The following is a 21,219-nucleotide window of genomic DNA, read 5'->3' as shown; positions in this document are numbered from 1 at the left end:
GATTCTCCTGATTCCTAAAAGAGTTAAACCGTTTCTTCCTCGTCGAAGTCGAAGACGCGTTCCTGGTCGCGCATCAGCGCTTTCCTGAGGAATGGCGGCGGGGTGCCGTTGAGTACGTCCTTGAGTTTTTCCAGCACTTCCTCGATAGGTTCCGGGCCGGCCACTTTCACCGGGTGGATCTTGTGCGCCACCACGCGCGCCGCCGCCGAGCCGCCGATGGCCGCGACATAGAGCAGGGCGCAGTCCTTGATGATTTCGAGCTTGGGTGCCAGCTTGTCCTCGTTGCCGTCTTCCTGCAGGTCGCCGTCGAACTGCACGGCCTTGATGAGGCTCCAGCCCTGCGGTGACAGCTCGTAAATGGCGATGTTCTTGGCCCAACCGAAATGGGCGTCTACCCGTTTCAGGTCCTGTGTGGCAAAAGCGACTTTCATGCTTGTTTCCTTTCTTGGTTTAACCAAATGCAGCCTGCGGATGTGCAGTATCGGCTGCCCCGTGACAATTGGCGCAGCCACCCCCGGATGTGCAATCGTTTTTCGGCTCTGCCCAGGTGTCGGGAGTGGCTTCGTGTGCGTCAGCGAGAAAGGTGTTGCCCAGCTCGAACACCAGTTCGCGCGTGCCGCGATAGCCCACTATCACCTTGTGCGCGGCGCCCAGGCGATCGAAGGTTGGTACGCCAAAGCGCAGGAAGGGAAGCTTCAGCCTGTCCGCCATCTGCCGTCCGTGCGAATGGGTAATGAGCAGGTCGCAATCCCTGGCGCGCGTTTCCAGGTCTTCCAGATCGCCGATCAGCACTTCTTCTGCCGGCAGTTTTTCCAGTAGCGGGGAGTGTGTGGTGGTAACGGTGGCGGTCAGTTCGCAGCCCATTTCCGCCAGAAAACTGCCGAGCGACCACAATAAATCCGGCTCGGCGCCAATGGCGACCTTCTTGCCGCCGGTGAAGAAATGCGCGTCCAGCATGGCGTCCTGCAACTGGCTGCGCTGGCGGCGGTATTTCATCGGCACCGGCTTGCCGGACAGCGCGAAAAGATGTTGCTGGAGGTGGTCGTTGGCCTCCAGCCCGGTGAGCCGATCGAACACGGTATAAGGCACGCCGGTCTTCATTTCCAGCTCGATGGCCGCGGCGTGCATCTGCTCGCCGATGGCGATGGTAGCTCTTGCCGCGCCCATGGTGCGCAGCTGTCCCAGCGTCGTCCCGCCCAACATGGTGGGCGTGAAGTCGTCCGGGATGTGGCCATCCAGCGAGCCGGAGATATCCGGGATGAACACCGGGTCGAGTCCGAAGGCTTCGATGATCTCGCGGATTTCCTCGATATCGCCCGGCGTCAGGTGCGAGCCCGGCAGCACGTTGACGCGGTCGATCTGCTTGACCCTGCACGGCACCGCCAGATCCTGCACGATGCGCACCACGGCCTTGCTCCAGCCGTCCTGGAAGGCACCCACGTAATCCGGCGTAGAAACGTAGATAATCGCCATGTCAGCGATCTCAGGATGCTTGGCGCGAATCAGCTTGAGATAGGCATCGACGTCGTCGCCCTTGGTTTCCGTCAGGCCGGTGGAAGCCAGCCCGATCACATCCGGCTTGGCGCGGTTCCAGATGTTCATGATGGCCTGCTCGATGTTGTCCATGCCGCCGAGGATGGTGGTGACCTCGTTCATGGCCGTGGTTTGCAGCGGGATCATCTCGCGGAAATGGCGCACGAACAGCACCAGGCCAAACGAGGTACAGCCCTGCGAGCCATGTAGCGTAGGCAGGCAGTGTTTCAGTCCCATGAAGGCCAGCGCTGCACCGATCGGCTGGCTCATCTTGAGCGGGTTGACTGTGCAGGCCTTGTGGCTGGTGGTGACAGTAGCCATCATGCGGCCTTTGCTTCAATAGCAGGAGTAGGTAGTGTTTCCCACGGTGCAGGCTTGCGCACCTGCTCCCAAACCGGGTGGTACAACGCCTGCTCGATCCGCTTCACCAGTTCCACCATGCCTACATAGCCGGCGTAGGCATGGTGGCGTTCCTGGTTGATGTCCAGCCACGGCATCCTGGCCTTGAGCGCGACAAACTGGCTGCGCCCACCGGAAAGCATGATGTCGGCGCGCGAGTCCTTCAACATGGCATACATGTCGCGCGGCCGCATATCGTCGAACATGTGAGCGTCCTCGCCCATCAGTTCCTTGATCTTTTCCTTGTCCTCGGCGGTGGATTTCTTCACGCTGGTGCCGACGATTTCCAGCCCGGCTTCCTGCAAGGCGGACACCACCGACCACGATTTCACGCCGCCGGTGATGAGCAGCACCTTCTTGCCTTCCAGCCGCTTGCGGTAATGGTTGATCGCTTCCCAGGCACGGGTTTCCTCGCGGAAAATCACCTTTTCGGTACGCGCCAGCAGCTCTTCCGGCGCGTCTTGCTGCACCAGTAGCGTGGCGATCTGGCGTAGCGATTCGCTCATGTCCGTGATGCCGTAGAACGAGCCTTCGAAAAAAGGGATGCCGTAGCGCTCCTCCATCTTGCGCGCCACGTTGATCATGGCCTTGGAGCACACCATCATGGCAGCCTTGGCGCGATGGGAGGACGCCACTTCCTTGTACTTGGCATCGCCGGAAATACAGGAAAGGATGCGGATGCCGAGCTCGTCCAGCAAAGGCTTCACTTGCCACAGTTCGCCGGCCAGGTTGTACTCGCCGATGATATTGATGTCGTAGGGCGTGGTGTATTCGGGTTCTTCGGTGCCGATCACGTGCTCCAGCAGCGCTTCGCCCGCCAGCTTGTTGCCCAAATTCTTGCTGCCGACGAAGCCTGGCGCATTGATCGGGATGATGGGCTTGCCGAACTTGGCTGTCGCGGCCTTGCATACCGCTTCGATGTCGTCGCCGATCAGCGCGGTGACGCAGGTCTGGTATACGAACACCGCCGGCGGGTCGTACTTGTCGAGGATTTCGCGGATGGATTTGTACAGGCGCTTCTCGCCGCCATAGACCACATCCAGTTCGCTGATGTCGGTGGTGAACCCGGTGCGATAAAGTTGGGAGTCCGAGGATTTCGCCCCGCGGTTATCCCAGCCGTTGCCCTCGCAGGCGATCGGGCCGTGTACCAGATGCGCCACGTCGGTGATCGGCTGCAAGGCGATCTTGGCGCCGTCGAAAGCACAGCCGCCCGCCGCCGCGCCCGGCGTCAGTTGCTTGGTACAGCCCTTCTTGCGTTCCTTCTCGCCCTTGGCCTGATTCTTGTCGCAGCCGGGCTCGTTGAAAACGTCCTGCACCTTCTCGCTGAGGGATGCCATGATGCAATGCCTGTGTCTGTGATGACACAACTACTGCAAACACCATGCCAGCGCAATGTTTTATTTTAAATAATTGTTTTATATAAATATTTACAGAAACGGCTTACGTCGCAAATCCGACAAACCCTACCATCTTCAGTTGATGTGGGTTGAACAGAACGTAGCATGCCCACCCTGCATCAACTACGTCTCGATCATAGGTACGCTATGTTCGGAAACCTCAGGGTCGGAGTCATTTTCGCTTCCGCATGCCGATCATCGCTTCGCTGCCGCCTTGTAAGCCGCATTGCGTTCGCGTTTGCCGACTGCAATGACGACCAACTCGCTGTCGCGGATTTCGTACAGGCGGTAGCCGACGCTTCTGAGTTTGATTTTATAGCGGTCGTTTTGTCCGGCAAGCCTTAAAGCCGGAACGCGCGGGTTGATCAGCCGCTCTTGCAGCTTGTTTCTGAACTGTTCTCCGGCCCTCTCCTTGTGAGAGAGAGCGGAGGCGGAAATTAGTGTGAATACGTCCTAAAATTTGACCAGGATATCCTCGTTACGCACGATAAACTGGCATGCCAGTCGCCACGGTGGCGGGATATCCTTCAACTCGGCATCTTCGATCTGCTGCTTGGTGATCTTGCCAGCGAGTTTGAGCACGGTCTTCTCCTTCTCGGTCAGGTGCATGCCCATGGGCTGTTTATTGGCGAGAATGACGACCTCTACCGGGCAGGAGCCGCATTCGCCGTTTTCACACTCGAATTCAATCGGCACCTTGTGTTCCTTGGCGACGGCAAGCAGCGTGCTGCAATTTCCGGCGGTGGCATAGACCGTCAGGTCTTTCTTCATCTTGGGGGAGCTGAAGGTAATGTTGGCCATGATTTTTTCCTTGGCTTCAGCCGTCAGCATTCAGCGATCAGCTTTTTAGGCTGAAAGCTGAATGCCGATCGCTTGTTTAACGAATGATGTCGAAGCTGTAGTCGGTGGTACCGATGCCGTTGGTGTCGGCATCCATCTCGTCGAAAATTTTGTCGAGAATGGTCACCAGTACATTCAGCGCGCCCTGGTAGCCCCACACCGGGTAGCGGTGCTTGTGGTGGCGGTCGAAGATCGGGAAGCCGATGCGGATCAGCGGCGTCTTGGTGTCGCGATCCAGATACTTGCCGTAGGTGTTGCCGATGAGGAAATCCACAGGCTCCGTGAACAGCAGCGAGCGCATATGCCACAGATCCTTCTTCGGATAGACCTTGCAGTTCTTGCCGAATGGGGAGGCATCGAACAGCGCCTGCACCTTGGCCGCCCAATCATTGTCGCCGTTGGTCGACAACACCGTCACCGGCTCCGCGCCCAGTTCCAGCAGGAAGGCGGTGAGACCCAGCATCAGGTCGGGGTCGCCGTAGAGCGCGAACTTCTTGCCATGGATGTGCGCGCTGGAGTCGGCGATGGCATCTACCAGGCGGCCACGTTCCTTGGTTAAGCTGTCGGGAATGTCCTTGCCGGTGATGCGCGACAGTTCCATCAGGAACTTGTCGGTGCCGGCTACGCCCACCGGGTGATGGAGCCGTACCACTTCCTGGCCGTGCTCTTCGATCAAGGCGGCGGTTTTTTCCGCGCTGATGGTCTGCATTACGATGGTAGCCTTGGCGTGGATGGCGTTGGCGGTGTCTTCCAGCGTAGTGCCGCCGTCGTACATGCGGAATTCGCCGTCGGTCGGGGTATCCCATGCATCGGACGGGTCGCACAGCATGGTGTACTTGATGTCGAACTGGTCGAAAATACGGCGGATTTCGCGGTTGTTGCCGACCACATAGCCGTCGAAGCCGCCGATGAAGTTGATGCTGTCGTTGGGCTTACGTTCCAGCGCGGGCACGGTACCAGCCTTGCCGTCCCAAAAGTGGGTCAGCACGCCCTTGAGCGCGTTGTCGTAGCCGGTGATATGGCTGCCGACGAAGGCTGGAGTATGGGCGAACGGCACGTCGAACGACTCGGGAATGCTGCCTTTTTCCTTGGAAGTCTTGATGAAGGCGTTCAAGTCGTCGCCGATCACTTCCGCCATGCAGGTGGTGGAAACCGCGATCATCTTGGGCTTGTAAAGACTATAAGAGTTGGCGAGGCCGTCGATCATGTTGTTGAGGCCGCCGAACACCGCCGCATCTTCGGTCATGGAGGACGATACGCAGGAGGTCGGCTCCTTGAAGTGGCGGCTGAAGTGCGAGCGATAGTACGCCACGCAGCCTTGCGAACCGTGCACGAAGGGCAGGGTGCCTTCGAAGCCGTTGGCGGCGAACACCGCGCCCAGCGGCTGGCAGGCCTTGGCAGGGTTGACGGTGAGGGCTTCGCGGGCGAAGTTCTTGTCGCGGTATTCAACGGTTTTGGTCCATTCGATGGTCTTTTGCAGATCCTCGGCGGGAACCGGGTATTCGAATTCCTGTTTCTTTTTCGCGAACATTTCCTTGTATTCGGGTTCGCGGAACAGGTTGAAGTGGTCTAGTACTTTTTCAGCATTCTGACTCATTTTGAGGCTCCTTTATCTGTAGGGTGGGTTAGGCGTTTGAGGCGCCGTAACCCGCCGAACGGGTGGTGGGTTACGCTACGCTAACCCACCCTACATATTGAGGTTTATATCCTGTTGGTTATTTCTTCCAGGGGGTCTTGGTCAGGCCCCAAACCGGGTTGTTGATCGCCATGTCCATGTCACGGGCGAAGATGGCGAAGCCGTCGTAACCGTGGTATGGGCCGGAGTAGTCCCAGCTATGCATCTGGCGGAACGGCACGCCCATTTTCTGGAACACGTACTTTTCCTTGATGCCGGAACCGACCAGGTCGGGCTGCACGGCTTCGACGAACTTCTCGAATTCATAGCCGGTGACGTCGTCGTAGATCAGCGTGCCGTCTTTGACGTAATGAGTAGTACGCTGGTAGTCATCGTTGTGGCCGAATTCGTAGCCGGTGCCGACCACTTCCATGCCGAGGTCTTCATAGGCGCCGATCACGTGGCGCGGACGCAAGCCGCCGACGAACAGCATCACCTTCTTGCCCTGCAGGCGCGGCTTGTACTTGGCGATTACCGCATCGGTCAGCGCCTTGTACTTAAGGATCACCAGCTCGGTTTTTTCCTTGATGGAATCGTCGAAGAAGCTGGCAATCTTGCGCAGCGACTCCTCGATCTTGGAGGGGCCGAAGAAGTTGTATTCCACCCAGGGAATGCCGAACTTCTCTTCCATGTGGCGGCTGATGTAGTTCATCGATCGGTAGCAGTGCAGGATGTTCAGCTTGGCCTTGGGGGTGTTTTCCAGTTCGGCAATAGAACCGTCGCCGGACCACTGGGCTATGACACGTAACCCCATTTCTTCCAGCAGGATGCGGGAAGACCAGGCATCGCCGCCGATGTTATAGTCGCCGATGATGGCTACATCGTACGGAGTCCCGACGAACTTGTTCTTTTCCGGATCGGTGCGGTCGAATACGTAGTCGCGCACGGCGTCGTTGGCGATGTGGTGGCCGAGGGATTGCGATACCCCGCGGAAGCCTTCGCAACGCACCGGCACGATGGTCTTGCCGTCGTATTCCTTGGTTTTCTTCTTGGCGACGGCTTCGATGTCGTCGCCAATCAGACCGATCGGGCACTCGGACTGGATGGAGATACCCTTGTTGAGCGGGAACAAAACCTCAATTTCGTCGATGATCTTTTCCAGCTTCTTGTCGCCGCCGAACACGATGTCCTTTTCCTGGAAATCGGAAGTGAACTGCATGGTGCCGAAGGAATCGATGCCGGTGGTGCCGATGTAGTAGTTGCGGCGTGAGGCCCATGAATACTGGCCGCAACCGACCGGGCCGTGGGAGATGTGAATCATGTCCTTGATCGGACCCCACACCACGCCCTTGGAACCGGCGTAGGCGCAGCCGCGGATGGTCATCACCCCGGGCAGCGACTTGATGTTGGATTTGACGTCGCAGTCGGTCTTGCCTTCCTCCTGCACGCTCAGGTGTTTGGCGCGCCGTTTGGCGGCCTTTTCGGGGTAGGCCTTGAGGACCTCCTCGATCAGTTCCGCGCCGGTGACGCGGGCTTCAGCGGTAGCACTCATTTCTTTCTCCTGTATCTAATAAGAATCTGTTTCAAAAGTTGGTTGAACTCTAGGCCCCCGCAACTTTTGAAACAGATTCCGAGGGGGCCAGCGGGGAGCAAGCTCCCCGCCAGATTTGCTACTTAAGCAACGGCAGCAGCCTTACCGATGACGCTTTCGTCTTCCTTCTTCATGATGCCGAAGTCCATCAACAGATCTTCCAGCTGATCCATGGTGATGGGGGTTGGAATAGTGCCGTTGCCAGCGTTGGCGTGAATCTTCTGTGCCAGTTGGCGGTATTCCTCAGCCTGCTTGGATTCCGGTGCGTATTCCAGCACTGTCATGCGGCGCAGTTCGGCGTGCTGAACGATGTTGTCGCGCGGTACGAAGTGGATCAGCTTGGTGCCCAGCATGCCGGCCAGTGCTTCAGCCAGTTCCAGTTCCTTGTCGGTCTGGCGTTCGTTGCACACCAGGCCGCCCAGACGCACGCCGCCGGAATTGGCATACTTCAGAACACCCTTGGAAATGTTATTGGCCGCGTACATGGCCATCATTTCACCGGACATGACGATGTAGATTTCCTGTGCCTTGTTCTCGCGAATCGGCATGGCGAAACCGCCGCAAACCACGTCGCCCAACACGTCGTAGGAAACATAGTCTGCGCCGTCATACGCGCCATTTTCTTCCAGGAAGTTGATGGAAGTGATCACGCCGCGGCCAGCGCAACCAACGCCGGGTTCCGGGCCACCGGACTCCACGCAACGAATGTCGCGATAACCGACCTTCATCACGTCTTCCAGTTCCAGGTCTTCCACGCTACCGGCTTCAGCAGCCAGGGAGAGCACGGTGTCCTGTGCCTTGGCGTGCAGAATCAGGCGGGTGGAGTCGGCCTTGGGGTCGCAGCCGACGATCAGTATCTTCTGGCCCATTTCGGCGAGCGCAGCCAGAGTGTTTTGGGAGGTGGTGGACTTGCCGATACCGCCTTTGCCATAGAAAGCAATTTGACGCAATGCAGCCATGATTGATGCTCCTTCGTAAAGTAAAAATTCGTTAAGCCGTAATCTAAAGTTCGCAGCCCGTATTCCGCTTCCGAGTCGCTACACGTCACTCTTCTTATCCGGCGCCGGATGGTTTGTCGGCCATGCAAGCCAGTCACTGCAAAGCGTGTGCCAACCCCTTAAAAAATTCGTAACACAATGAAAAATAAATATAAAAAGTTTATTTTCTGGTTTGTGCGAGAGGTTTTTACGGCTGTCGCAAACCCGACAAAGCCAGGAGATGACGTTACATAACGGACAGGAAAATCCTTTTAGATAAATCCGGGAAAATTGCCGTTTTTTTCCATGCAAATCAGCTGCTAGCCGCATGATTGCAGGGTTCCGGCATCCTGCGCCGTTTTTTCCAGCATGCTGGTATGACACTTGCAGAAGGTGGTTAATGAAACTGCTATCTCCTGACGCAAGAACATGACCAACCAGATATCTCCTAACCAGCGCCCTGGACTGCATCCCGTGCCACAGGGCATGCGGAATCCGCATTTCGACGCCATTGGCGGCGAGGCGCCGATCGCCAGGCTGGTGGAGCGTTTTTACTTTCATATGGAGTCGCTACCCGAGGCCGCAGCCATCCGTGCCATGCACGGGGCCAACCTGACGCCGGTGAAGGACGTGCTGGTCAAGTTCCTGGTCGAGTGGATGGGTGGTCCCAAGGTGTATTCGACCGAGCGCGGCCATCCGCGGCTGCGCCACAAGCATATGACATTCCCCATCGGCGAGTCCGAACGCGATGCCTGGATGCTGTGCATGCGCCGTGCGATGGAGGATGTCGTCGCCAATGCGACACTCAGGCAGCAACTCGAACAAGCTTTTTTCAAAACCGCAAATTTCATTCGTAACGACAGAGGGAGTAACCACGCATGACCACGCTCGCACAAACTGCTTTCGCCAGGCTGGAGGCTGAAAAACGCCTGCAGAATCCAGTCGTCAAGGAGGCCACCAAGAAACCCGGCCGTTTCGGCTTCCGTGGCGAAATCGCCATCAAGTTCGCTCCGCAGGTAGCCGATGAGGCACGCCCGCCGGAAATTACCGCCGACCAGGTGATGGCAGTCGCTCACGCAGGCGAGTCCGGCATCCCGTTCATCGCCGCCTACCTGCTTTCCTTCGAATACCTGAAACCGCTGGCCGATGCGCTGGGCGATACGCTGCTTGCGGACGGCAAGTATTTCCTGTTCTGCAACAACATCGACCTGCTGAAGAAGTACCAGGTCAGCATGGGCGGCGCGACGTTCTACATCCTGCCGCTCGACGAGTCCACCGTGTACAACGAACTGCTGGAACTGCTGCGCCTGGAAAAAAACGACCTCAAGAAGCTGGATACCGCCTCCAAGCTGGACACGGTGGCCGACAAGGCACTCAAGTTTTCCGCCAGCTACCCGGTCATCAGCTATGAGGAAGGCCTCAAGCTGATGGGGCCGGTGCGCAACCCGAACGAGAACCGGCCTGTCTGATCCAGTCGCAGAAATCGATCCGCAACGCTGGCAGTCAACCAACCTGGTCGGTTTGCCGGCGGGGCTGATCGCATCCGTCGAGTTCAACGCGCATCCCCTGGTGTTGAACATCGCCGGCGCCCGCGAAACGCATCGCGGCCTGTTCCGGTTGCTGGCTGAAGCGCAGGGCATGGCCGAGGCCGCGGAAATTTTCCGTCATTACCTGGAAATCGCCTTCGGTCTCACATCGCCCACGCCGGAAATGCAAGGCGCGGAACGGCGCCGGTTTCGTTCGAGTTACCTCAAACTGCTGGAAGGCTGGGGCTTCGACGCCAACGGCCCGCAGGGTGCCGTGCTCAAGGGTTGGGTGGAAAGCCGCTTTGGGCTGATGCCGACCTATCACAAGGCACCGCTGGAACGCTTTCTATCGCCCGCATGGGTGGCCTACCTGGAAGAAAAGTTCTCCAGCCGCTTTCACAACAACTGCATCCACGCCCAGCTCGACCTGCTGTACGAATACTGTCAATGGGCTATTCGCCGTTTCGGCCAGCCGGCGCGCGATCACGCCAGGTTGTGGCGCGGGGTTAACCGCCACGACGAGCAGATGGTCGTGGAAGGCCGCCTGCGTTGCGGCGAGTGTGTGGTGCGGCTCAACAACCTGGTGTCGTTCTCGACATCCAGAGAACGCGCCGACGAGTTCGGCGACTGGATACTGGAGGCCCAGGTGCCGGCGGTAAAATTGCTGTTCTTTCCCGGCCTGCTGGCCAAAGCGCCGCTTGCCGGCGAGGGCGAGGTACTGGCGCTGGGCGGTAACTACCTGGTCAGGGCGAGCTATGCCTGAGCGGTTGCATTCCGGAGCCATCGGTGCCTACCTCGGCCTTGCCGTGGGCGATGCCCTGGGTGCGCCGGTGGAATTCCTTACCCGCCGCGAAATTGCCCAGCGTGGCACACATCGCGAAATGACCGGCGGCGGCTGGCTCAAGCTCAAGCCGGGGCAGATCACCGACGATACCGAAATGGCGCTCTGCCTGGGCCGTGCCTGGATGCAGGCGGGCGGCTGGGATGCACGCACCGCCGCGGAACAGTTCGCCGCCTGGCTCAAGCACCATCCTATCGATGTCGGCAACACCTGCCGCCGCGGCATCCGGCGCTACATGCTGGATGGCACGCTGCAAGCGCCGCCCAGCGACGGCGACGGCGGCAACGGTGCGGCCATGCGCATCCTGCCGGTGGCGCTGGCAACCTTTGGCCACGATGCGGCCTTTCAACAGGCCGCGATCGAACAGGCGCATATCACCCATCATCACCCACTGTCGGATGCCGCAACTTTGGCGCTGGGTCGCATGGTGCACGCACTGCTGGCCGGGCAGGGGGTAAAGGAATGTCGCAAACTCGCCAATGCGCTGGTCGAAACCCACCCGCAGTTCCGCTTTTTGCCTTACCCCGGCCGCGCCAGCGGCTACATCGTCGACACCATGCAGACCGTGCTGCACCATTTTTTCCATACCGACAGCTTCGAGACTTGCGTGGTGGAAACCGTCAACCGCGGCGAGGACGCCGACACCACCGGTGCCATCGCCGGCATGCTGGCCGGCGCGCTGTACGGCGTGAAAGCGATTCCGCTACGCTGGCTGGCACGGCTCGACCCGACAGTGCGGGAAGAAATCGAACGACAAACCAATGCACTATTGAGAGGAAAGCTGCCATGACCACCGTGATCTTTTATGAAAAACCCGGCTGCGCCAATAATGCCCGCCAGAAAGTGCTGCTGGCCGCGGCAGGGCATACCGTACTTGCCAAAAACCTGCTCACCGAACACTGGACTGCGGAGCGCCTGCTGGCCTTTTTCGGCAACCGGCCGGTTGCCGAATGGTTCAACCGTGCCGCACCCAGGGTCAAATCTGGCGAACTGGTTCCGGAAGAGGTGGATGCTGCAACCGCGCTGGCCATGATGCGCGCCGAGCCTCTGTTGATCCGCCGCCCGCTGATCGAGGCCGATGGCCGTTTCGAGGTGGGTTTCGATCAGGCGTCGATCGATGCCTGGCTAGGGCTGAACAGACAAGTGGAAGGGGATCCGGAAAGCTGTCCGAAAAGGCACGATGCGAAACCGTGCCCTTAACCCAAATACACGGTTAATGGAGTCACAGATTCAGCATTTTTCCGCTATCGGGGTTATTTGCTGCGCGGCCGTTCCGAAGACTTGTAGTTGCTGAAATGGCCTTCGCGTGCGGCCTGTGCGCGGGCGCTGGCGATGATGCCGGCGCTCTGGCCGGGCGGGGCCGGGCAGGAGAGCAGCCTTTCCATGGTGCCGCTGCATTCCGGGCAGCATGGGGTGCTGTCGGCCTTGGCCAGCATTTCCAGGGTTTTGTTGCAGGTGTTGCAACGAAAATCGTAAAGAGGCATATAAAGCTCCTTTCTAGACCGCCAGCGCCCGGCAGGTTTGCCCGCTTTGCAGCCACGCCGTGAACTTCGCCAGCGGCATGTCGATGCGCGTGATGTTCTGCTCACTGAGGAACTTCTGTTCCATGCGGGTGAGCGGGCCTTCGATCACGGCCCAGTGCTTGTCGGAGGAGCGCTTCATGACCTGCCGCGCGTAGGTACGGGTGAGCTGGTTGTTGAAACGACAGCCGAGGAACAGGAAGTTGGCTCCGGTGCGCAGTTCCTGCACTCTGGGTGGGATCGGCGTCTGGATGTCGATTTCGGTCAGGACTTCGACAAAGTCTGAGTCCGATATGATGAAGTTTTTCTCCGGGATGATGGATCCCAGCGGCTTGTACAGCACGATGTGCCAGGTATCGGCCTCCTTGGCTTCGACCGGGTTGCCCTTGTCGTCGAAGTAATGCACCCATTCGCCGAAGTGCTCCGCCTGCGATACGCCCTGGATCTGCCCCCAGTTGCCGCGCGATGCCAGCGCCTGGGCCATGGCGGCGTCGTACCAGGCATCCACGATCAGCAGCGGTTTCTTGGTGAGGCCGGCGAGGTAGCGGTGCAGGGTGTTGGGTTGCACGCCGGGGGCAAAGGCCTCGTTCATCAGGCTGACCACGGTTTTGCGGTGCTTGAAGTTTTCGATGAACTGGGCGGCTGCGGTAAGGTTGTTGCGGATCTTGTGCGGCACGCTGACCTTGCTGGCGAGCAGTTTTACCAGGTCGGTGGGCGTGGCGGGCACCGGGCAGGTTGCCGGTTCCAGTTTAAGCACATCAGGTCCGAGGTAGGGGACGACGGTGCCGACAGCCAGGCCGGTGGCTATTTCCTGCAACGGGTGGGTATTCATGTCCATTGATCCTTGCTGAATTTCAATTAGAGATAGATCGCCGCCCCGGCGCCGACATTGATCGAGGCGTCCTTGGCGGTCTTGACGATGAAGGCCACCTGGTCTTCGCTGATCTGGCCGTGAAAGGGCAGCGCGATGGCGCGGTCGGCGACTTTTTCGGTGACCAGCAGATCGCCCTTGCGGGTGCCATACTGCTCGATATAGGCGCGTTGCAGGTGCAGCGGGCGGCAATAGGCGGCGGCTTCCACCTGTTCGGTTTCCAGGTCGTCCACCAGCGCGTCGCGGCTGCTGGCGGTGAATCTTGTCCCCAGATGCACGGTGTAGAGCAGCCAGTGCACTTCCTCCACGCCGGGCGCGATGTATGGCGGCTTGATGCCTTCGAAACTGGAAATTTGCGCCTGGTACCAGGCTTCCACCTGTTTGCGGCGGGCGAGGATTTCCGGCAGGCGCTGCAACTGGATCAGCCCCAGCGCGGCGGCAAGCTCGGAAATTCCGGCGTCCAGCGGCGGGCGTAGGGTAGCGGTGAGCGAACCGCGCTCGTCACGGCGGCGGTTGCGATAATGGCGCAATTTCAGGGCCAGCGTGTCATCGTCGGTGGCGATCATGGCGGCCTGCCCGCAGCACAGCACCGAAGGCTGCGAGAAGTCGAACACCGCCACGTCGCCGAAGTTTCCGACAATCTTGCCCTGATAGTGCGAGCCGATGGATTCGGTGGCATCCTCGATCAGCAGCGCATGTGATTTGTCGGCAAGCTCGCGCAGCTTCGTCCAGTCCGCCGGGTGGCCGTTGACGTTGTTGGCGAGAATGGCGCGAGTGTGCTGCGTGACCTTGGCCTCGGCTTTGTCCGGCGCCAGTGTCTGCGACCAGTAGTCGATATCGGCCAGCACCGGCGTGGCACCGCTCCAGGGAATGGCCTGCGCGGTCTGGCGCCAGCCGTAGCCGGGGGCGACCACCTCGTCGCCGGCACCGATGCCGGCCGCCTTGAGCGCGAGCAATAGGCCGATCGTGCCGCTGCTCACCGCTACCGCATGCCGGCGGCCGAGATAAGCCGCGAACGCAGCCTCGAACGCCTCGGTAAACGGGCCGTCGCTCTGCTGCGAACGGCCGAGCACGGCCTGTACCGCAGCAATTTCCGCCGCGGAGTAGTCCGGATCGGACAGCGGAATCCAGGTATCGGTCATCGGTGCGCGACCACGATGCCGGTGGCATGGGCGGGGTCGCTGGTCAGCTGCACGCAATGCTCGCGCCCGTCCAGCAGGTAAAGGTTGTAGTCAGGCAGCGAGCGGAATGGCGTTTCCGGGATGTCGGACGCCGACATGTGCACGAAGGAAAGTTCGGGAAAGCAGCCCTTGAGCATGACCAGAGGATTCTGCGTGAGCTTGCGGAATTCAGCCAGCGACAGCTCGATTTCATTCAATGTGTCCAGGGAAATGCACATGTCATTCTCCCAGTCGGCGTGCTTCGACAGTAATCGGCAGCCGCGTGTCGGCCGCCATTTCCGGCAGCGCCAGTTGCCAGCCATTGGCGAGCTTGACCACGCCGCCCCATAAGTCCGGTTTTTCCTGCCCCACGATGGGTTCTTCCAGGTCTTTCTTCGGCACGTAGGCCGAGAGCTCACCCTTATCGTTGCGCCGTATCATCACTTTCACGATCTGTCCTTTCGGTGTTTAAAATTTGCATCAGGCCGCCACCGATGTCGGTGCGGTCATGGCCTCGACCACGGCCGCCATGGTTTTCACCACAATGTCGACCTCGGCCTCGGTGGTCTCGCGCGACAGCGAAAAGCGCACCGAGGAGAGCGCTTCATCCCGGCTCAGGCCCATTGCCAGCAGTACGTGAGAGGGCTCGGTGCCGTTTGCGGTACAGGCACTGCCCTGCGAGGCGATGACCCCGGCCTGGTCCAGGCGGTGCAGCAGTTCTTCGCCGTGCAGACCGGGGAAGCTCAGGCTGCAAGTGTTGGGTACGCGCGCCGCGCTGCCGTTGAACCGCGCAAACGGCATGCGTGCCAGGATGCCGCTCTGCAACCGGTCGCGCAGCGCATCGACTCGGCCTGCGTGGTGGACCAGGTATTCCTGCGCCAGGCGGCAGGCGACGCCCAGTCCGACGATACCGGCCTGGTTTTCCGTGCCGCCGCGCCGGTTGCGCTCCTGGTGGCCGTAAATCAGCGGCTCCAGGGCGAAACCCTTGCGCACATAAAGCACACCGACGCCCTTGGGCGCATGCAGCTTGTGGCCGGAGAATGACAGCAGGTCGCAGCCGATCTGGCGCACGTCAATCCGGATCTTGCCGGCGGTCTGCGCCGCGTCGGTGTGAAACGCCGCGCCTCTGGCGTGCGCGATGGCTGCGGCTGCGGCCACCGGGAACAACACGCCGGTTTCGTTGTTGGCGTGCATCAGGGTGACCAGCGCGGTGTCATCCGTGACGGCATCGGCCAGTGCCGCCATGTCGAGCTCGCCACCGGGCTGCACCGGCACCTGCACTACCTCCACGCCTTGTGCGGCAAGGTGGGCGAGGAGGCACAGCGTGGAGGAATGCTCGACTACGCTGGTAACGATGCGCTGTCGTGTCGGATCGGCCGCCAGCGCGCCCAGGATCGCCATGTGATTGGCCTCGGTCGCGCCGCTGGTAAAGACAATTTCTGCCGGGCTGGCGCCGACAAAAGCGGCTACTGCCGCGCGTGCTGCCACCAGTGCCGCCTTGGCATGCTGGCCGAGGTGGTGGCTGCTGGAAGCGTTGCCGTACTGCTCGGAGAACCACGGCAGCATGGCTTCAAGCACCGTAGGCAGTACGCGCGTGGTCGCGTTGTTGTCGAAATAAAAAGTGCTCATCGCCAGAATTCCCGTTTCGGATCTGCAATCAGCCGCGCCAGCAGAGTGGGCAGGCTGAGGTATTCGGAATGCGCGCGCCAGCGCTGGTTAGCGTCGTCCTTCTGATACAGGCGCCAGAAGCCGCCTTCCTGGAACTCGATGCGCGCGATGTCGATTTCGCCACCGTCGGGGTCAATGGTTCTCGAACAGCATGGACTGCGCACCAGGTAGCCGTCCACGTCCGGCAGCACGCTGGGCGCGACGTACTTGTAGCGCTCGCGCTCGGCCAGCGTTTTCTCGATGCGCTTGCGATCCACCTCGTTGGGGTGGGGGCACAACGTTTCGTAGATGGGTTCGGCGATCATCACGGTCAGGCCGGCGAGAGTTCTTCCTCGAACACACCGACCACCTTGCCATCGGCGAATTCGACCAGGTACACCGGCTCACCGGTTTCTTCCACCAGCCCCACGTTGACGATCTCGCCGCGTGCACCCTGGGCGGCGAGCAGCGCTTCCAGCGGGGCGTCGGGATAACTGCCGTCGTTGACCAGGTCTGTCTCGGTTATCACAGGCTGACCCCACTGAAATTTTGGTTCACGCGGTTCAGCCATGACTTTGTTCCTTTTCTTCATTGACGATTGCTTCAGCCAGCTCCAGCTCCTTGCCGCGCATGCCGACGCGGTAGCCAAGCTCGTAAAAATCAATGCCGTAGATGTAGAACTGCTGCAAAAAAGTACCGATGCTGGTGACATAGCCGACATCGCCCTTGCTGACCAGGATGTCGCCTACTTCGCGTCCGGGAAAGGTGCCGTCGTTGCGCACGTATTTTTTCGAGCGCACTTTCTGGCCGTATTCGAACTTGGGCGGATTGACCAGTTCGACCACGTCGCTGTCGCGGCTGATGTCAGCCATGGGTGTGCTCCTGTTCGGGGTGCAGGCGGTCACGCGCCACGGCGGCTACCGTCTCGTCCTCGTCCTGTGCCAGATCCGCCAGATATTGCACCGGGACGCGCTGGGCTACTTCGAAGCGTACACGCCAGTCAGCGTCGAATCGGAATGGCGCGAGCAGGCCGGCCGGCATGCGGCGGATGGCGGTGAGGCGCACCTCCTCCGCGCTGTCGTTGGCCAGCATGGGCAGCCACTCGCCGCCGATCTTCGCCGCCACTTCGTGCCGTACCGAGGAATCCGGGTCGCGCACCAGGTGGAACAGCAGTCCGGGTGCGATGCGGCGCGCGATCACCACCCGCACGTAGTAGTCGGGGTCGTGCAGCATGGCGGGCAGATCGTGCAATTCGAGCCGGGAGGCGACGCGCACCCGGACTTCGCGGTCGGGATCGTGGATCAGCTTGCCCAATAGCTTGGACGGCAACCTCAGTGCGACGCTGGCGCGTACCGTTTCATCGGGATCATGAATCAGCCGATTGAGCTGGAATAGGTCAAGATATTTCGCCGCGACGGCACGCACTTCGAAATAGGGGTGGTCGATGTGCTGGCTGGCGAGGCCGGGATTAGTCGCGAAAAAACGGTCGATGCGCTTGGCATAGCGGTCGTGCACACAGGAACGCAAAGGCGCGCAGGTGCCTTTGGCCAGCCTGTCCTGATGGATGCAGCCGGAGCAATCAATCGGGCCGCCTTGCCAGCCGAGGGCAGGGATATCGCTCTCAATCATCGTAGTCGTCCTTGCCGATGCGCTCCAGAACGTCCAGCAACACCTTGCCGCCAACCTTGTTGTCGGGGTCGAGTTGCAGCAGCTTGTCCACCACGGCGCGGCCTTCGTCCATGCGCTTGAGGCGCAGCAGCAGATAGGCATAGGCCTTCAGTGCGAACAAGTAGAAACGGTGCGCCGGTTCGTCGTTGCGAAAATCGGCGTGGCTGGGCGTGACTTCCTGCCACCTTGCAGGCAACCGCAATTCCGCGGCTACCGACACCAGGCAGGTCACGGCAACCTTGAGGGCTTCCGCAAGGCGGCCCTTGTAGAAGTAGTAGCGGTATTCCCCAACCTGCACCACCGGATTGTTCGGCGCGACAGCCTTGGCCAGCGCCAGATGCATTTCAGCTTTGGTATCGTCGGCATAAGCCATGCTCGCCAGCCTGAGCTGCTCTTCCGCCACCGTGGGAAGGCTCCGGTAGCGGGTGGCGAACCAGACATTTTCGATGGCTTCGCCTTCCATGACATCAGTGCTTGCGCTGGATGCTGGCGATACTGACCGTGCTCGGACCGGAATGCTCGCCGTGGCCGCTGGAGTTGCTGCTGCAACCGCAGCTTTCCGCCTGTTGGGTGATGAAGGTCAGGCCGGATTCCAGCGGCGTATCCTTGAAGTCGATGGTGGCGCCGTCCAGTAAAATCCTGGACTCTGCCGGCAGAAACAGCTTCAGCCCACTCGCTTCCACGGTGGCATCGCCTTCCAGCGGCCCGGCTTCCACTGTGAATTCCGAGCTCAGGCCGGAGCAGCCGCCGGGGCTGACCACCAGACGAAACCCGTGCTCCGGCGTGCCGCCGTTGAAGCGGATCATGCGGCCGATGAATTTTTCCGCTTTCGGAGTGATTGTCAGTTCCATGATTTTTCCTTATGCAGCCTGATAACGCGGATAGGCGGTGTCGATGATGCAGGTATTGTCCACCGGGCAGGCGGCGACGCACTGCGCCTCGTCGAAATGGCCGATGCACTCGGTGCACTTTTCCGGCTTGATGAAAAACACGCCATTCTTCTCGTAAATGGCCTGGTTCGGGCATTCCGGCTCGCAAGCCGAACAACCCGTACACTGTGAACCGACGATCTTGTATGCCATTTGATTCTCCTTTTGAAAATGCGTTGAGGGTGGCCTGTCAGGCCGCCATGAATGCGCCCTGGCGGATGGCGGCATCGCCACGCTCCCGATGCGCGATTTCGCCATTGGCCACGCGGGCGCGGTAATCGGCGAACCAGGTCAGCGCTGCCTTTTCGATGAAGTCGTGGGCGTAAGCATCCACCGGCTCGATGCCGACGGCCTTCAGCTCATCGCGTGGGCAGGCGCCGATCTTGGCTACCAGCACGGCGTGGCAGTCGTTGATGGCATTGACGATGGACGGTAGTTGCTCGTCCTCGCCAAAACCGCCCTGACAATAGAGATCGACGCGGCGGTGGCCGACGAAAGTGGCGGAGGAGGGCGTCAGTTCGAAAATCTGGAACTCAGTAGCATGGCCAAAGTGCTCGTTGACCTTGCCGCCGCCGGTGGTGGCGACGGCGACCAGCACCTTCATGCCATCGTCGGTACCACTCTGGGCAGCCAGTGCTGCCTGCTTGGCGTCGTGTTGAGCCTGGCGCTCGGCTTCGACCTTTTCCTGGTAGGCACGGCGTTTTTCCAGGTCGTACACCACATCCATGTGTTCGATCTGGTCCAGTGTGAATTCGTCGCTGCGATCCTCACCGAGTAAACCAACCGCGTCGGCACGGCACTGGCGGCAGTGGCGCATCAGGTTGGCGCCGCCCATGCAGGCATCCTGCACGTCCTTCAGCTCCTGAGCGGAGGGACCGCGCTGGCCGGTGAGGCCGAACACGGTGCCGTGCTCCGCTTCCGAGATCAGCGGCATGATGTTATGCAGGAAGGCGCCGCGCGATTTAACCGCCCGATTCACCTCGTACAGGTGTTCGTCGTTGATGCCAGGGATCAGCACCGAATTGATCTTCGTCAGCACGCCGCGTTTGGTCAGCATTTCCAGCCCCAGCATCTGACGGTCAGTCAGTATCTGTGCCGCTTCACGACCGTAGTAACGCTTGTGGTTGTAGAAAATCCATGGGTAGATTTTCTCGCCCACTGCCGCATCGATCATGTTGATGGTGATGGTGACGTGGTCGATGTTGTACTTGCAGATTTCATCCACATAATCCGGTAGCGCCAGACCATTGGTTGACAGGCACAGCTTGATGTCGGGTGCCTGCTCCTGCAACATGCGGAAAGTCTCGAAGGTCTTCTGCGGACTGGCCAGTGCGTCGCCGGGGCCGGCAATGCCCAGCACTGTCATCTGCGGGATTTCGCTGGCGACCGCGATGACCTTCTTCACCGCCTGTTCCGGCGTTAGCTTCTGCGATACCACGCCAGGGCGGGATTCGTTGGAACAGTCGTATTTTCGATTGCAATAATTGCACTGAATGTTGCAGGCCGGCGCCACGGCAACGTGCATACGGGCATAGTGGTGATGGGCTTCCTCGGAATAGCAGGGATGGTTCTTCACCTTTTCCCAGATTTCCGGCGGCATGTCGTTCTGGCCATCCGAGGAGCCGCAACTGGCCTTGCCCTCGCCGCCCGTAGTCCCGCAGCCGGAAGAGGCCGGTTGCCCTGCCACCTCGACCCTGATGCCGTTTAACGGTTTGAGCCGGCTATGGCCCGATAGCGCGTCTTGCAGTGCGATCTCCATGTTGATGCCCTCGGTAAAGGATTTACTGGGGTATCAGCAAGTCGCGTGCCATTGAGGTATTTTTGTTTAAGTTATTTTAAATCAATATGTTGGCGTGTTTCTACGGCTTGTCGCCATTACGACAAAGTCGTATTGCGTTTGTCATAAAGGAAACAGTGGTCGGGGAGTGTGGTACGCCGGATTAACAGCCTGTCGGACGTAAAGGAAACTCGTCCAGTCAAATTTTCGCTACGATTCTTTAAAGTTGGCTCGCCGCTAAAACTTCTTCACTTCGATATTGTATTTCTTCAGCGCATAGCCCATCTGACGCGGGGTAAGATTGAGCAGGCGCGCGGCCTTGGCCTGCACCCAGCCGCTTTTTTCCATAGCATTGATCAGTTGTTTGCGTTCCGAAGGGCGTTCCGGTACATCGATAACTTCTTCGGCCACTGTGTGCCTTTCCGGATCTGCCGCAATCGGTGCAATCGGGATGACGTCGCTCTTGGGTTGGTATTTCCACAGGGTGGAGGACAAACACTGGTTGGTCTGGCAGGGGATGTCCACCTCGCGGACAACGCTGCTGCGCGCCATGGTGGCAAAGCGCTCCACGCAGTTCTCCAGTTCGCGCACGTTGCCGGGCCAGTGGCAATTAGACAGCACGCGCATGGCTTCCGGCGTGATGCCGATTTTGGCACTGTTTTCACGGTTGAAACGAGCCAGGATATTTTCCACCAGCAGCGGAATGTCGTCGCGCCGTTCCCTTAATGGCGGCAGGAAGATGGAAATGACATTGATGCGAAAATACAGGTCGGAGCGGAACTCGCCCTTGCTGACTGCTTCTTCCAGGTTGCGGTTGGTGGCGCATATCAAGCGTACGTCCACCTTGATCGTCTTGTTGCCGCCGACGCGTTCAAACTCACGCTCCTGCAGTACACGCAGCAGCTTGACCTGGAACACCGGAGAGATG

Annotated in this window: 28 protein-coding genes; 5 read left to right on the top strand and 23 right to left on the bottom strand. The window is 59.7% G+C overall.

The genetic code is table 11. The features are described from left to right. Positions 1-23 precede the first annotated feature (23 nt). The 8 genes from nifX to nifH form a co-directional block, all read right to left on the bottom strand. Positions 24-431, bottom strand: a complete 408-nt coding sequence (gene nifX / locus VGK14_RS10300) for a nitrogen fixation protein NifX (protein WP_331508990.1) — start codon at positions 429-431, stop codon at positions 24-26. 19 nt (positions 432-450) lie between these two features. Next, a complete protein-coding gene (nifN, locus tag VGK14_RS10295; RefSeq protein ID WP_331508989.1) occupies positions 451-1,857 on the bottom strand; it encodes a nitrogenase iron-molybdenum cofactor biosynthesis protein NifN in 1,407 nt (468 codons plus the stop codon). Continuing rightward, positions 1,854-3,269, bottom strand: a complete 1,416-nt coding sequence (gene nifE / locus VGK14_RS10290; RefSeq protein ID WP_331508988.1) for a nitrogenase iron-molybdenum cofactor biosynthesis protein NifE — start codon at positions 3,267-3,269, stop codon at positions 1,854-1,856. Before nifE ends, nifN begins: the two co-directional genes overlap by 4 nt. Positions 3,270-3,524: 255 nt before the next feature. Then, on the bottom strand, positions 3,525-3,767 hold the full coding sequence (locus VGK14_RS10285; RefSeq protein ID WP_331509037.1) for a type II toxin-antitoxin system mRNA interferase toxin, RelE/StbE family: 243 nt from the start codon (positions 3,765-3,767) through the stop codon (positions 3,525-3,527). Positions 3,768-3,782: 15 nt separating this feature from the next. Beyond that, positions 3,783-4,130, bottom strand: coding sequence for a 2Fe-2S iron-sulfur cluster-binding protein (locus VGK14_RS10280; protein ID WP_331508987.1), 348 nt, complete (start codon positions 4,128-4,130; stop codon positions 3,783-3,785). Between the two features lie 76 nt (positions 4,131-4,206). Next, positions 4,207-5,766 carry a nitrogenase molybdenum-iron protein subunit beta gene (gene nifK, locus VGK14_RS10275; protein WP_331508986.1) on the bottom strand — a complete coding sequence of 520 codons (1,560 nt, stop codon included), beginning with the start codon at positions 5,764-5,766 and terminating at the stop codon, positions 4,207-4,209. Between the two features lie 118 nt (positions 5,767-5,884). Further along, complete coding sequence (gene nifD, locus VGK14_RS10270; RefSeq protein WP_331508985.1) at positions 5,885-7,336, bottom strand: nitrogenase molybdenum-iron protein alpha chain; 1,452 nt, start codon at positions 7,334-7,336, stop codon at positions 5,885-5,887. Positions 7,337-7,458: 122 nt separating this feature from the next. After that, positions 7,459-8,334 (bottom strand): nitrogenase iron protein, encoded by an 876-nt coding sequence (gene nifH / locus VGK14_RS10265; RefSeq protein WP_331508984.1) that lies wholly within the window; start codon positions 8,332-8,334, stop codon positions 7,459-7,461. Positions 8,335-8,838: 504 nt separating this feature from the next. Here nifH and VGK14_RS10260 point away from each other — a divergent pair. From VGK14_RS10260 to VGK14_RS10240, 5 genes are read left to right on the top strand one after another with little or no spacing between them, the layout of a single operon-like run. Beyond that, the gene (locus VGK14_RS10260) at positions 8,839-9,234 is read left to right on the top strand and encodes a group II truncated hemoglobin (RefSeq protein ID WP_331508983.1); all 396 of its coding nucleotides are present in this window, start codon (positions 8,839-8,841) and stop codon (positions 9,232-9,234) included. Next, positions 9,231-9,821 (top strand): hypothetical protein, encoded by a 591-nt coding sequence (locus VGK14_RS10255; protein WP_331508982.1) that lies wholly within the window; start codon positions 9,231-9,233, stop codon positions 9,819-9,821. The genes VGK14_RS10260 and VGK14_RS10255 overlap by 4 nt, the downstream gene beginning before the upstream one ends. After that, entirely contained in the window at positions 9,814-10,641 is an 828-nt protein-coding gene (locus VGK14_RS10250) for an NAD(+)--dinitrogen-reductase ADP-D-ribosyltransferase (protein WP_331509036.1), read from the top strand. Before VGK14_RS10255 ends, VGK14_RS10250 begins: the two co-directional genes overlap by 8 nt. Then, positions 10,634-11,509 carry an ADP-ribosyl-[dinitrogen reductase] hydrolase gene (draG, locus tag VGK14_RS10245; protein WP_331508981.1) on the top strand — a complete coding sequence of 292 codons (876 nt, stop codon included), beginning with the start codon at positions 10,634-10,636 and terminating at the stop codon, positions 11,507-11,509. Before VGK14_RS10250 ends, draG begins: the two co-directional genes overlap by 8 nt. Next, positions 11,506-11,919 (top strand): ArsC/Spx/MgsR family protein, encoded by a 414-nt coding sequence (locus VGK14_RS10240; RefSeq protein ID WP_331508979.1) that lies wholly within the window; start codon positions 11,506-11,508, stop codon positions 11,917-11,919. The genes draG and VGK14_RS10240 overlap by 4 nt, the downstream gene beginning before the upstream one ends. Positions 11,920-11,972: 53 nt before the next feature. Here the strand turns inward: VGK14_RS10240 and VGK14_RS10235 are convergent, their stop codons facing one another. From VGK14_RS10235 to VGK14_RS10165, 15 genes are all read right to left on the bottom strand, one after another. Further along, positions 11,973-12,203, bottom strand: coding sequence for a zinc ribbon domain-containing protein (locus VGK14_RS10235; protein ID WP_331508978.1), 231 nt, complete (start codon positions 12,201-12,203; stop codon positions 11,973-11,975). 13 nt (positions 12,204-12,216) lie between these two features. Next, positions 12,217-13,071, bottom strand: a complete 855-nt coding sequence (locus VGK14_RS10230) for an SIR2 family protein (protein ID WP_331508977.1) — start codon at positions 13,069-13,071, stop codon at positions 12,217-12,219. A gap of 26 nt (positions 13,072-13,097) precedes the next feature. Then, positions 13,098-14,252 (bottom strand): DegT/DnrJ/EryC1/StrS family aminotransferase, encoded by a 1,155-nt coding sequence (locus VGK14_RS10225; RefSeq protein ID WP_331508976.1) that lies wholly within the window; start codon positions 14,250-14,252, stop codon positions 13,098-13,100. Next, positions 14,249-14,509 carry a hypothetical protein gene (locus VGK14_RS10220; RefSeq protein WP_331508975.1) on the bottom strand — a complete coding sequence of 87 codons (261 nt, stop codon included), beginning with the start codon at positions 14,507-14,509 and terminating at the stop codon, positions 14,249-14,251. The genes VGK14_RS10225 and VGK14_RS10220 overlap by 4 nt, the downstream gene beginning before the upstream one ends. 1 nt (position 14,510) lies before the next feature. After that, entirely contained in the window at positions 14,511-14,711 is a 201-nt protein-coding gene (nifT, locus tag VGK14_RS10215; RefSeq protein WP_331509035.1) for a putative nitrogen fixation protein NifT, read from the bottom strand. Between the two features lie 39 nt (positions 14,712-14,750). After that, a complete protein-coding gene (locus tag VGK14_RS10210) occupies positions 14,751-15,899 on the bottom strand; it encodes a cysteine desulfurase family protein (protein ID WP_331508974.1) in 1,149 nt (382 codons plus the stop codon). Beyond that, entirely contained in the window at positions 15,896-16,243 is a 348-nt protein-coding gene (locus VGK14_RS10205; protein WP_331508973.1) for a DUF3024 domain-containing protein, read from the bottom strand. The genes VGK14_RS10210 and VGK14_RS10205 overlap by 4 nt, the downstream gene beginning before the upstream one ends. A 5-nt stretch (positions 16,244-16,248) precedes the next feature. After that, positions 16,249-16,488, bottom strand: a complete 240-nt coding sequence (locus tag VGK14_RS10200; RefSeq protein ID WP_331508972.1) for a nitrogen fixation protein NifZ — start codon at positions 16,486-16,488, stop codon at positions 16,249-16,251. Continuing rightward, positions 16,481-16,789: a nitrogen fixation protein NifZ gene (locus tag VGK14_RS10195; RefSeq protein WP_331508971.1), complete on the bottom strand. Its 309-nt coding sequence runs from the start codon at positions 16,787-16,789 to the stop codon at positions 16,481-16,483. Before VGK14_RS10195 ends, VGK14_RS10200 begins: the two co-directional genes overlap by 8 nt. Further along, the gene (locus VGK14_RS10190; protein WP_331508970.1) at positions 16,782-17,546 is read right to left on the bottom strand and encodes a 4Fe4S-binding leucine-rich repeat protein; all 765 of its coding nucleotides are present in this window, start codon (positions 17,544-17,546) and stop codon (positions 16,782-16,784) included. Before VGK14_RS10190 ends, VGK14_RS10195 begins: the two co-directional genes overlap by 8 nt. Continuing rightward, positions 17,539-18,048, bottom strand: a complete 510-nt coding sequence (locus tag VGK14_RS10185; RefSeq protein ID WP_331508968.1) for a hypothetical protein — start codon at positions 18,046-18,048, stop codon at positions 17,539-17,541. Before VGK14_RS10185 ends, VGK14_RS10190 begins: the two co-directional genes overlap by 8 nt. A 4-nt stretch (positions 18,049-18,052) precedes the next feature. Beyond that, positions 18,053-18,436 carry a HesB/IscA family protein gene (locus tag VGK14_RS10180; protein WP_331508967.1) on the bottom strand — a complete coding sequence of 128 codons (384 nt, stop codon included), beginning with the start codon at positions 18,434-18,436 and terminating at the stop codon, positions 18,053-18,055. A 9-nt stretch (positions 18,437-18,445) separates the two neighbouring features. Continuing rightward, positions 18,446-18,667 (bottom strand): 4Fe-4S binding protein, encoded by a 222-nt coding sequence (locus VGK14_RS10175; protein ID WP_331508966.1) that lies wholly within the window; start codon positions 18,665-18,667, stop codon positions 18,446-18,448. A gap of 37 nt (positions 18,668-18,704) precedes the next feature. Beyond that, positions 18,705-20,273: a nitrogenase cofactor biosynthesis protein NifB gene (gene nifB, locus VGK14_RS10170; RefSeq protein WP_331508965.1), complete on the bottom strand. Its 1,569-nt coding sequence runs from the start codon at positions 20,271-20,273 to the stop codon at positions 18,705-18,707. A gap of 255 nt (positions 20,274-20,528) precedes the next feature. Next, a partial coding sequence (locus VGK14_RS10165; RefSeq protein ID WP_331508964.1) for a sigma 54-interacting transcriptional regulator occupies positions 20,529-21,219 on the bottom strand: 691 nt, incomplete at its 5' end.

This window comes from Novimethylophilus sp. (assembly GCF_036504375.1).
Taxonomy (GTDB): domain Bacteria; phylum Pseudomonadota; class Gammaproteobacteria; order Burkholderiales; family Methylophilaceae; genus Novimethylophilus.
The sequence above is the reverse complement of the archived record's forward strand: the minus strand, read 5'-3'. Positions and strand labels throughout refer to the sequence as shown.

Coding starts and splice junctions, on each gene's coding strand:
- nifX (WP_331508990.1), bottom strand. CDS start 431: ATGAAAGTCGCTTTTGCCACACAGGACCTGAAACGGGTAGACGCCCAT.
- VGK14_RS10200 (WP_331508972.1), bottom strand. CDS start 16,488: ATGGCTGAACCGCGTGAACCAAAATTTCAGTGGGGTCAGCCTGTGATA.
- VGK14_RS10280 (WP_331508987.1), bottom strand. CDS start 4,130: ATGGCCAACATTACCTTCAGCTCCCCCAAGATGAAGAAAGACCTGACG.
- nifD (WP_331508985.1), bottom strand. CDS start 7,336: ATGAGTGCTACCGCTGAAGCCCGCGTCACCGGCGCGGAACTGATCGAG.
- nifH (WP_331508984.1), bottom strand. CDS start 8,334: ATGGCTGCATTGCGTCAAATTGCTTTCTATGGCAAAGGCGGTATCGGC.
- VGK14_RS10190 (WP_331508970.1), bottom strand. CDS start 17,546: ATGATTGAGAGCGATATCCCTGCCCTCGGCTGGCAAGGCGGCCCGATT.
- draG (WP_331508981.1), top strand. CDS start 10,634: ATGCCTGAGCGGTTGCATTCCGGAGCCATCGGTGCCTACCTCGGCCTT.
- VGK14_RS10240 (WP_331508979.1), top strand. CDS start 11,506: ATGACCACCGTGATCTTTTATGAAAAACCCGGCTGCGCCAATAATGCC.
- VGK14_RS10255 (WP_331508982.1), top strand. CDS start 9,231: ATGACCACGCTCGCACAAACTGCTTTCGCCAGGCTGGAGGCTGAAAAA.
- VGK14_RS10180 (WP_331508967.1), bottom strand. CDS start 18,436: ATGGAACTGACAATCACTCCGAAAGCGGAAAAATTCATCGGCCGCATG.
- nifB (WP_331508965.1), bottom strand. CDS start 20,273: ATGGAGATCGCACTGCAAGACGCGCTATCGGGCCATAGCCGGCTCAAA.
- VGK14_RS10210 (WP_331508974.1), bottom strand. CDS start 15,899: ATGAGCACTTTTTATTTCGACAACAACGCGACCACGCGCGTACTGCCT.
- VGK14_RS10220 (WP_331508975.1), bottom strand. CDS start 14,509: ATGTGCATTTCCCTGGACACATTGAATGAAATCGAGCTGTCGCTGGCT.
- VGK14_RS10195 (WP_331508971.1), bottom strand. CDS start 16,789: ATGGCTGACATCAGCCGCGACAGCGACGTGGTCGAACTGGTCAATCCG.
- nifK (WP_331508986.1), bottom strand. CDS start 5,766: ATGAGTCAGAATGCTGAAAAAGTACTAGACCACTTCAACCTGTTCCGC.
- VGK14_RS10175 (WP_331508966.1), bottom strand. CDS start 18,667: ATGGCATACAAGATCGTCGGTTCACAGTGTACGGGTTGTTCGGCTTGC.
- nifN (WP_331508989.1), bottom strand. CDS start 1,857: ATGATGGCTACTGTCACCACCAGCCACAAGGCCTGCACAGTCAACCCG.
- VGK14_RS10230 (WP_331508977.1), bottom strand. CDS start 13,071: ATGAATACCCACCCGTTGCAGGAAATAGCCACCGGCCTGGCTGTCGGC.
- nifT (WP_331509035.1), bottom strand. CDS start 14,711: ATGATACGGCGCAACGATAAGGGTGAGCTCTCGGCCTACGTGCCGAAG.
- VGK14_RS10205 (WP_331508973.1), bottom strand. CDS start 16,243: ATGATCGCCGAACCCATCTACGAAACGTTGTGCCCCCACCCCAACGAG.
- VGK14_RS10185 (WP_331508968.1), bottom strand. CDS start 18,048: ATGGAAGGCGAAGCCATCGAAAATGTCTGGTTCGCCACCCGCTACCGG.
- VGK14_RS10225 (WP_331508976.1), bottom strand. CDS start 14,252: ATGACCGATACCTGGATTCCGCTGTCCGATCCGGACTACTCCGCGGCG.
- VGK14_RS10235 (WP_331508978.1), bottom strand. CDS start 12,203: ATGCCTCTTTACGATTTTCGTTGCAACACCTGCAACAAAACCCTGGAA.
- VGK14_RS10260 (WP_331508983.1), top strand. CDS start 8,839: ATGCGGAATCCGCATTTCGACGCCATTGGCGGCGAGGCGCCGATCGCC.
- nifE (WP_331508988.1), bottom strand. CDS start 3,269: ATGGCATCCCTCAGCGAGAAGGTGCAGGACGTTTTCAACGAGCCCGGC.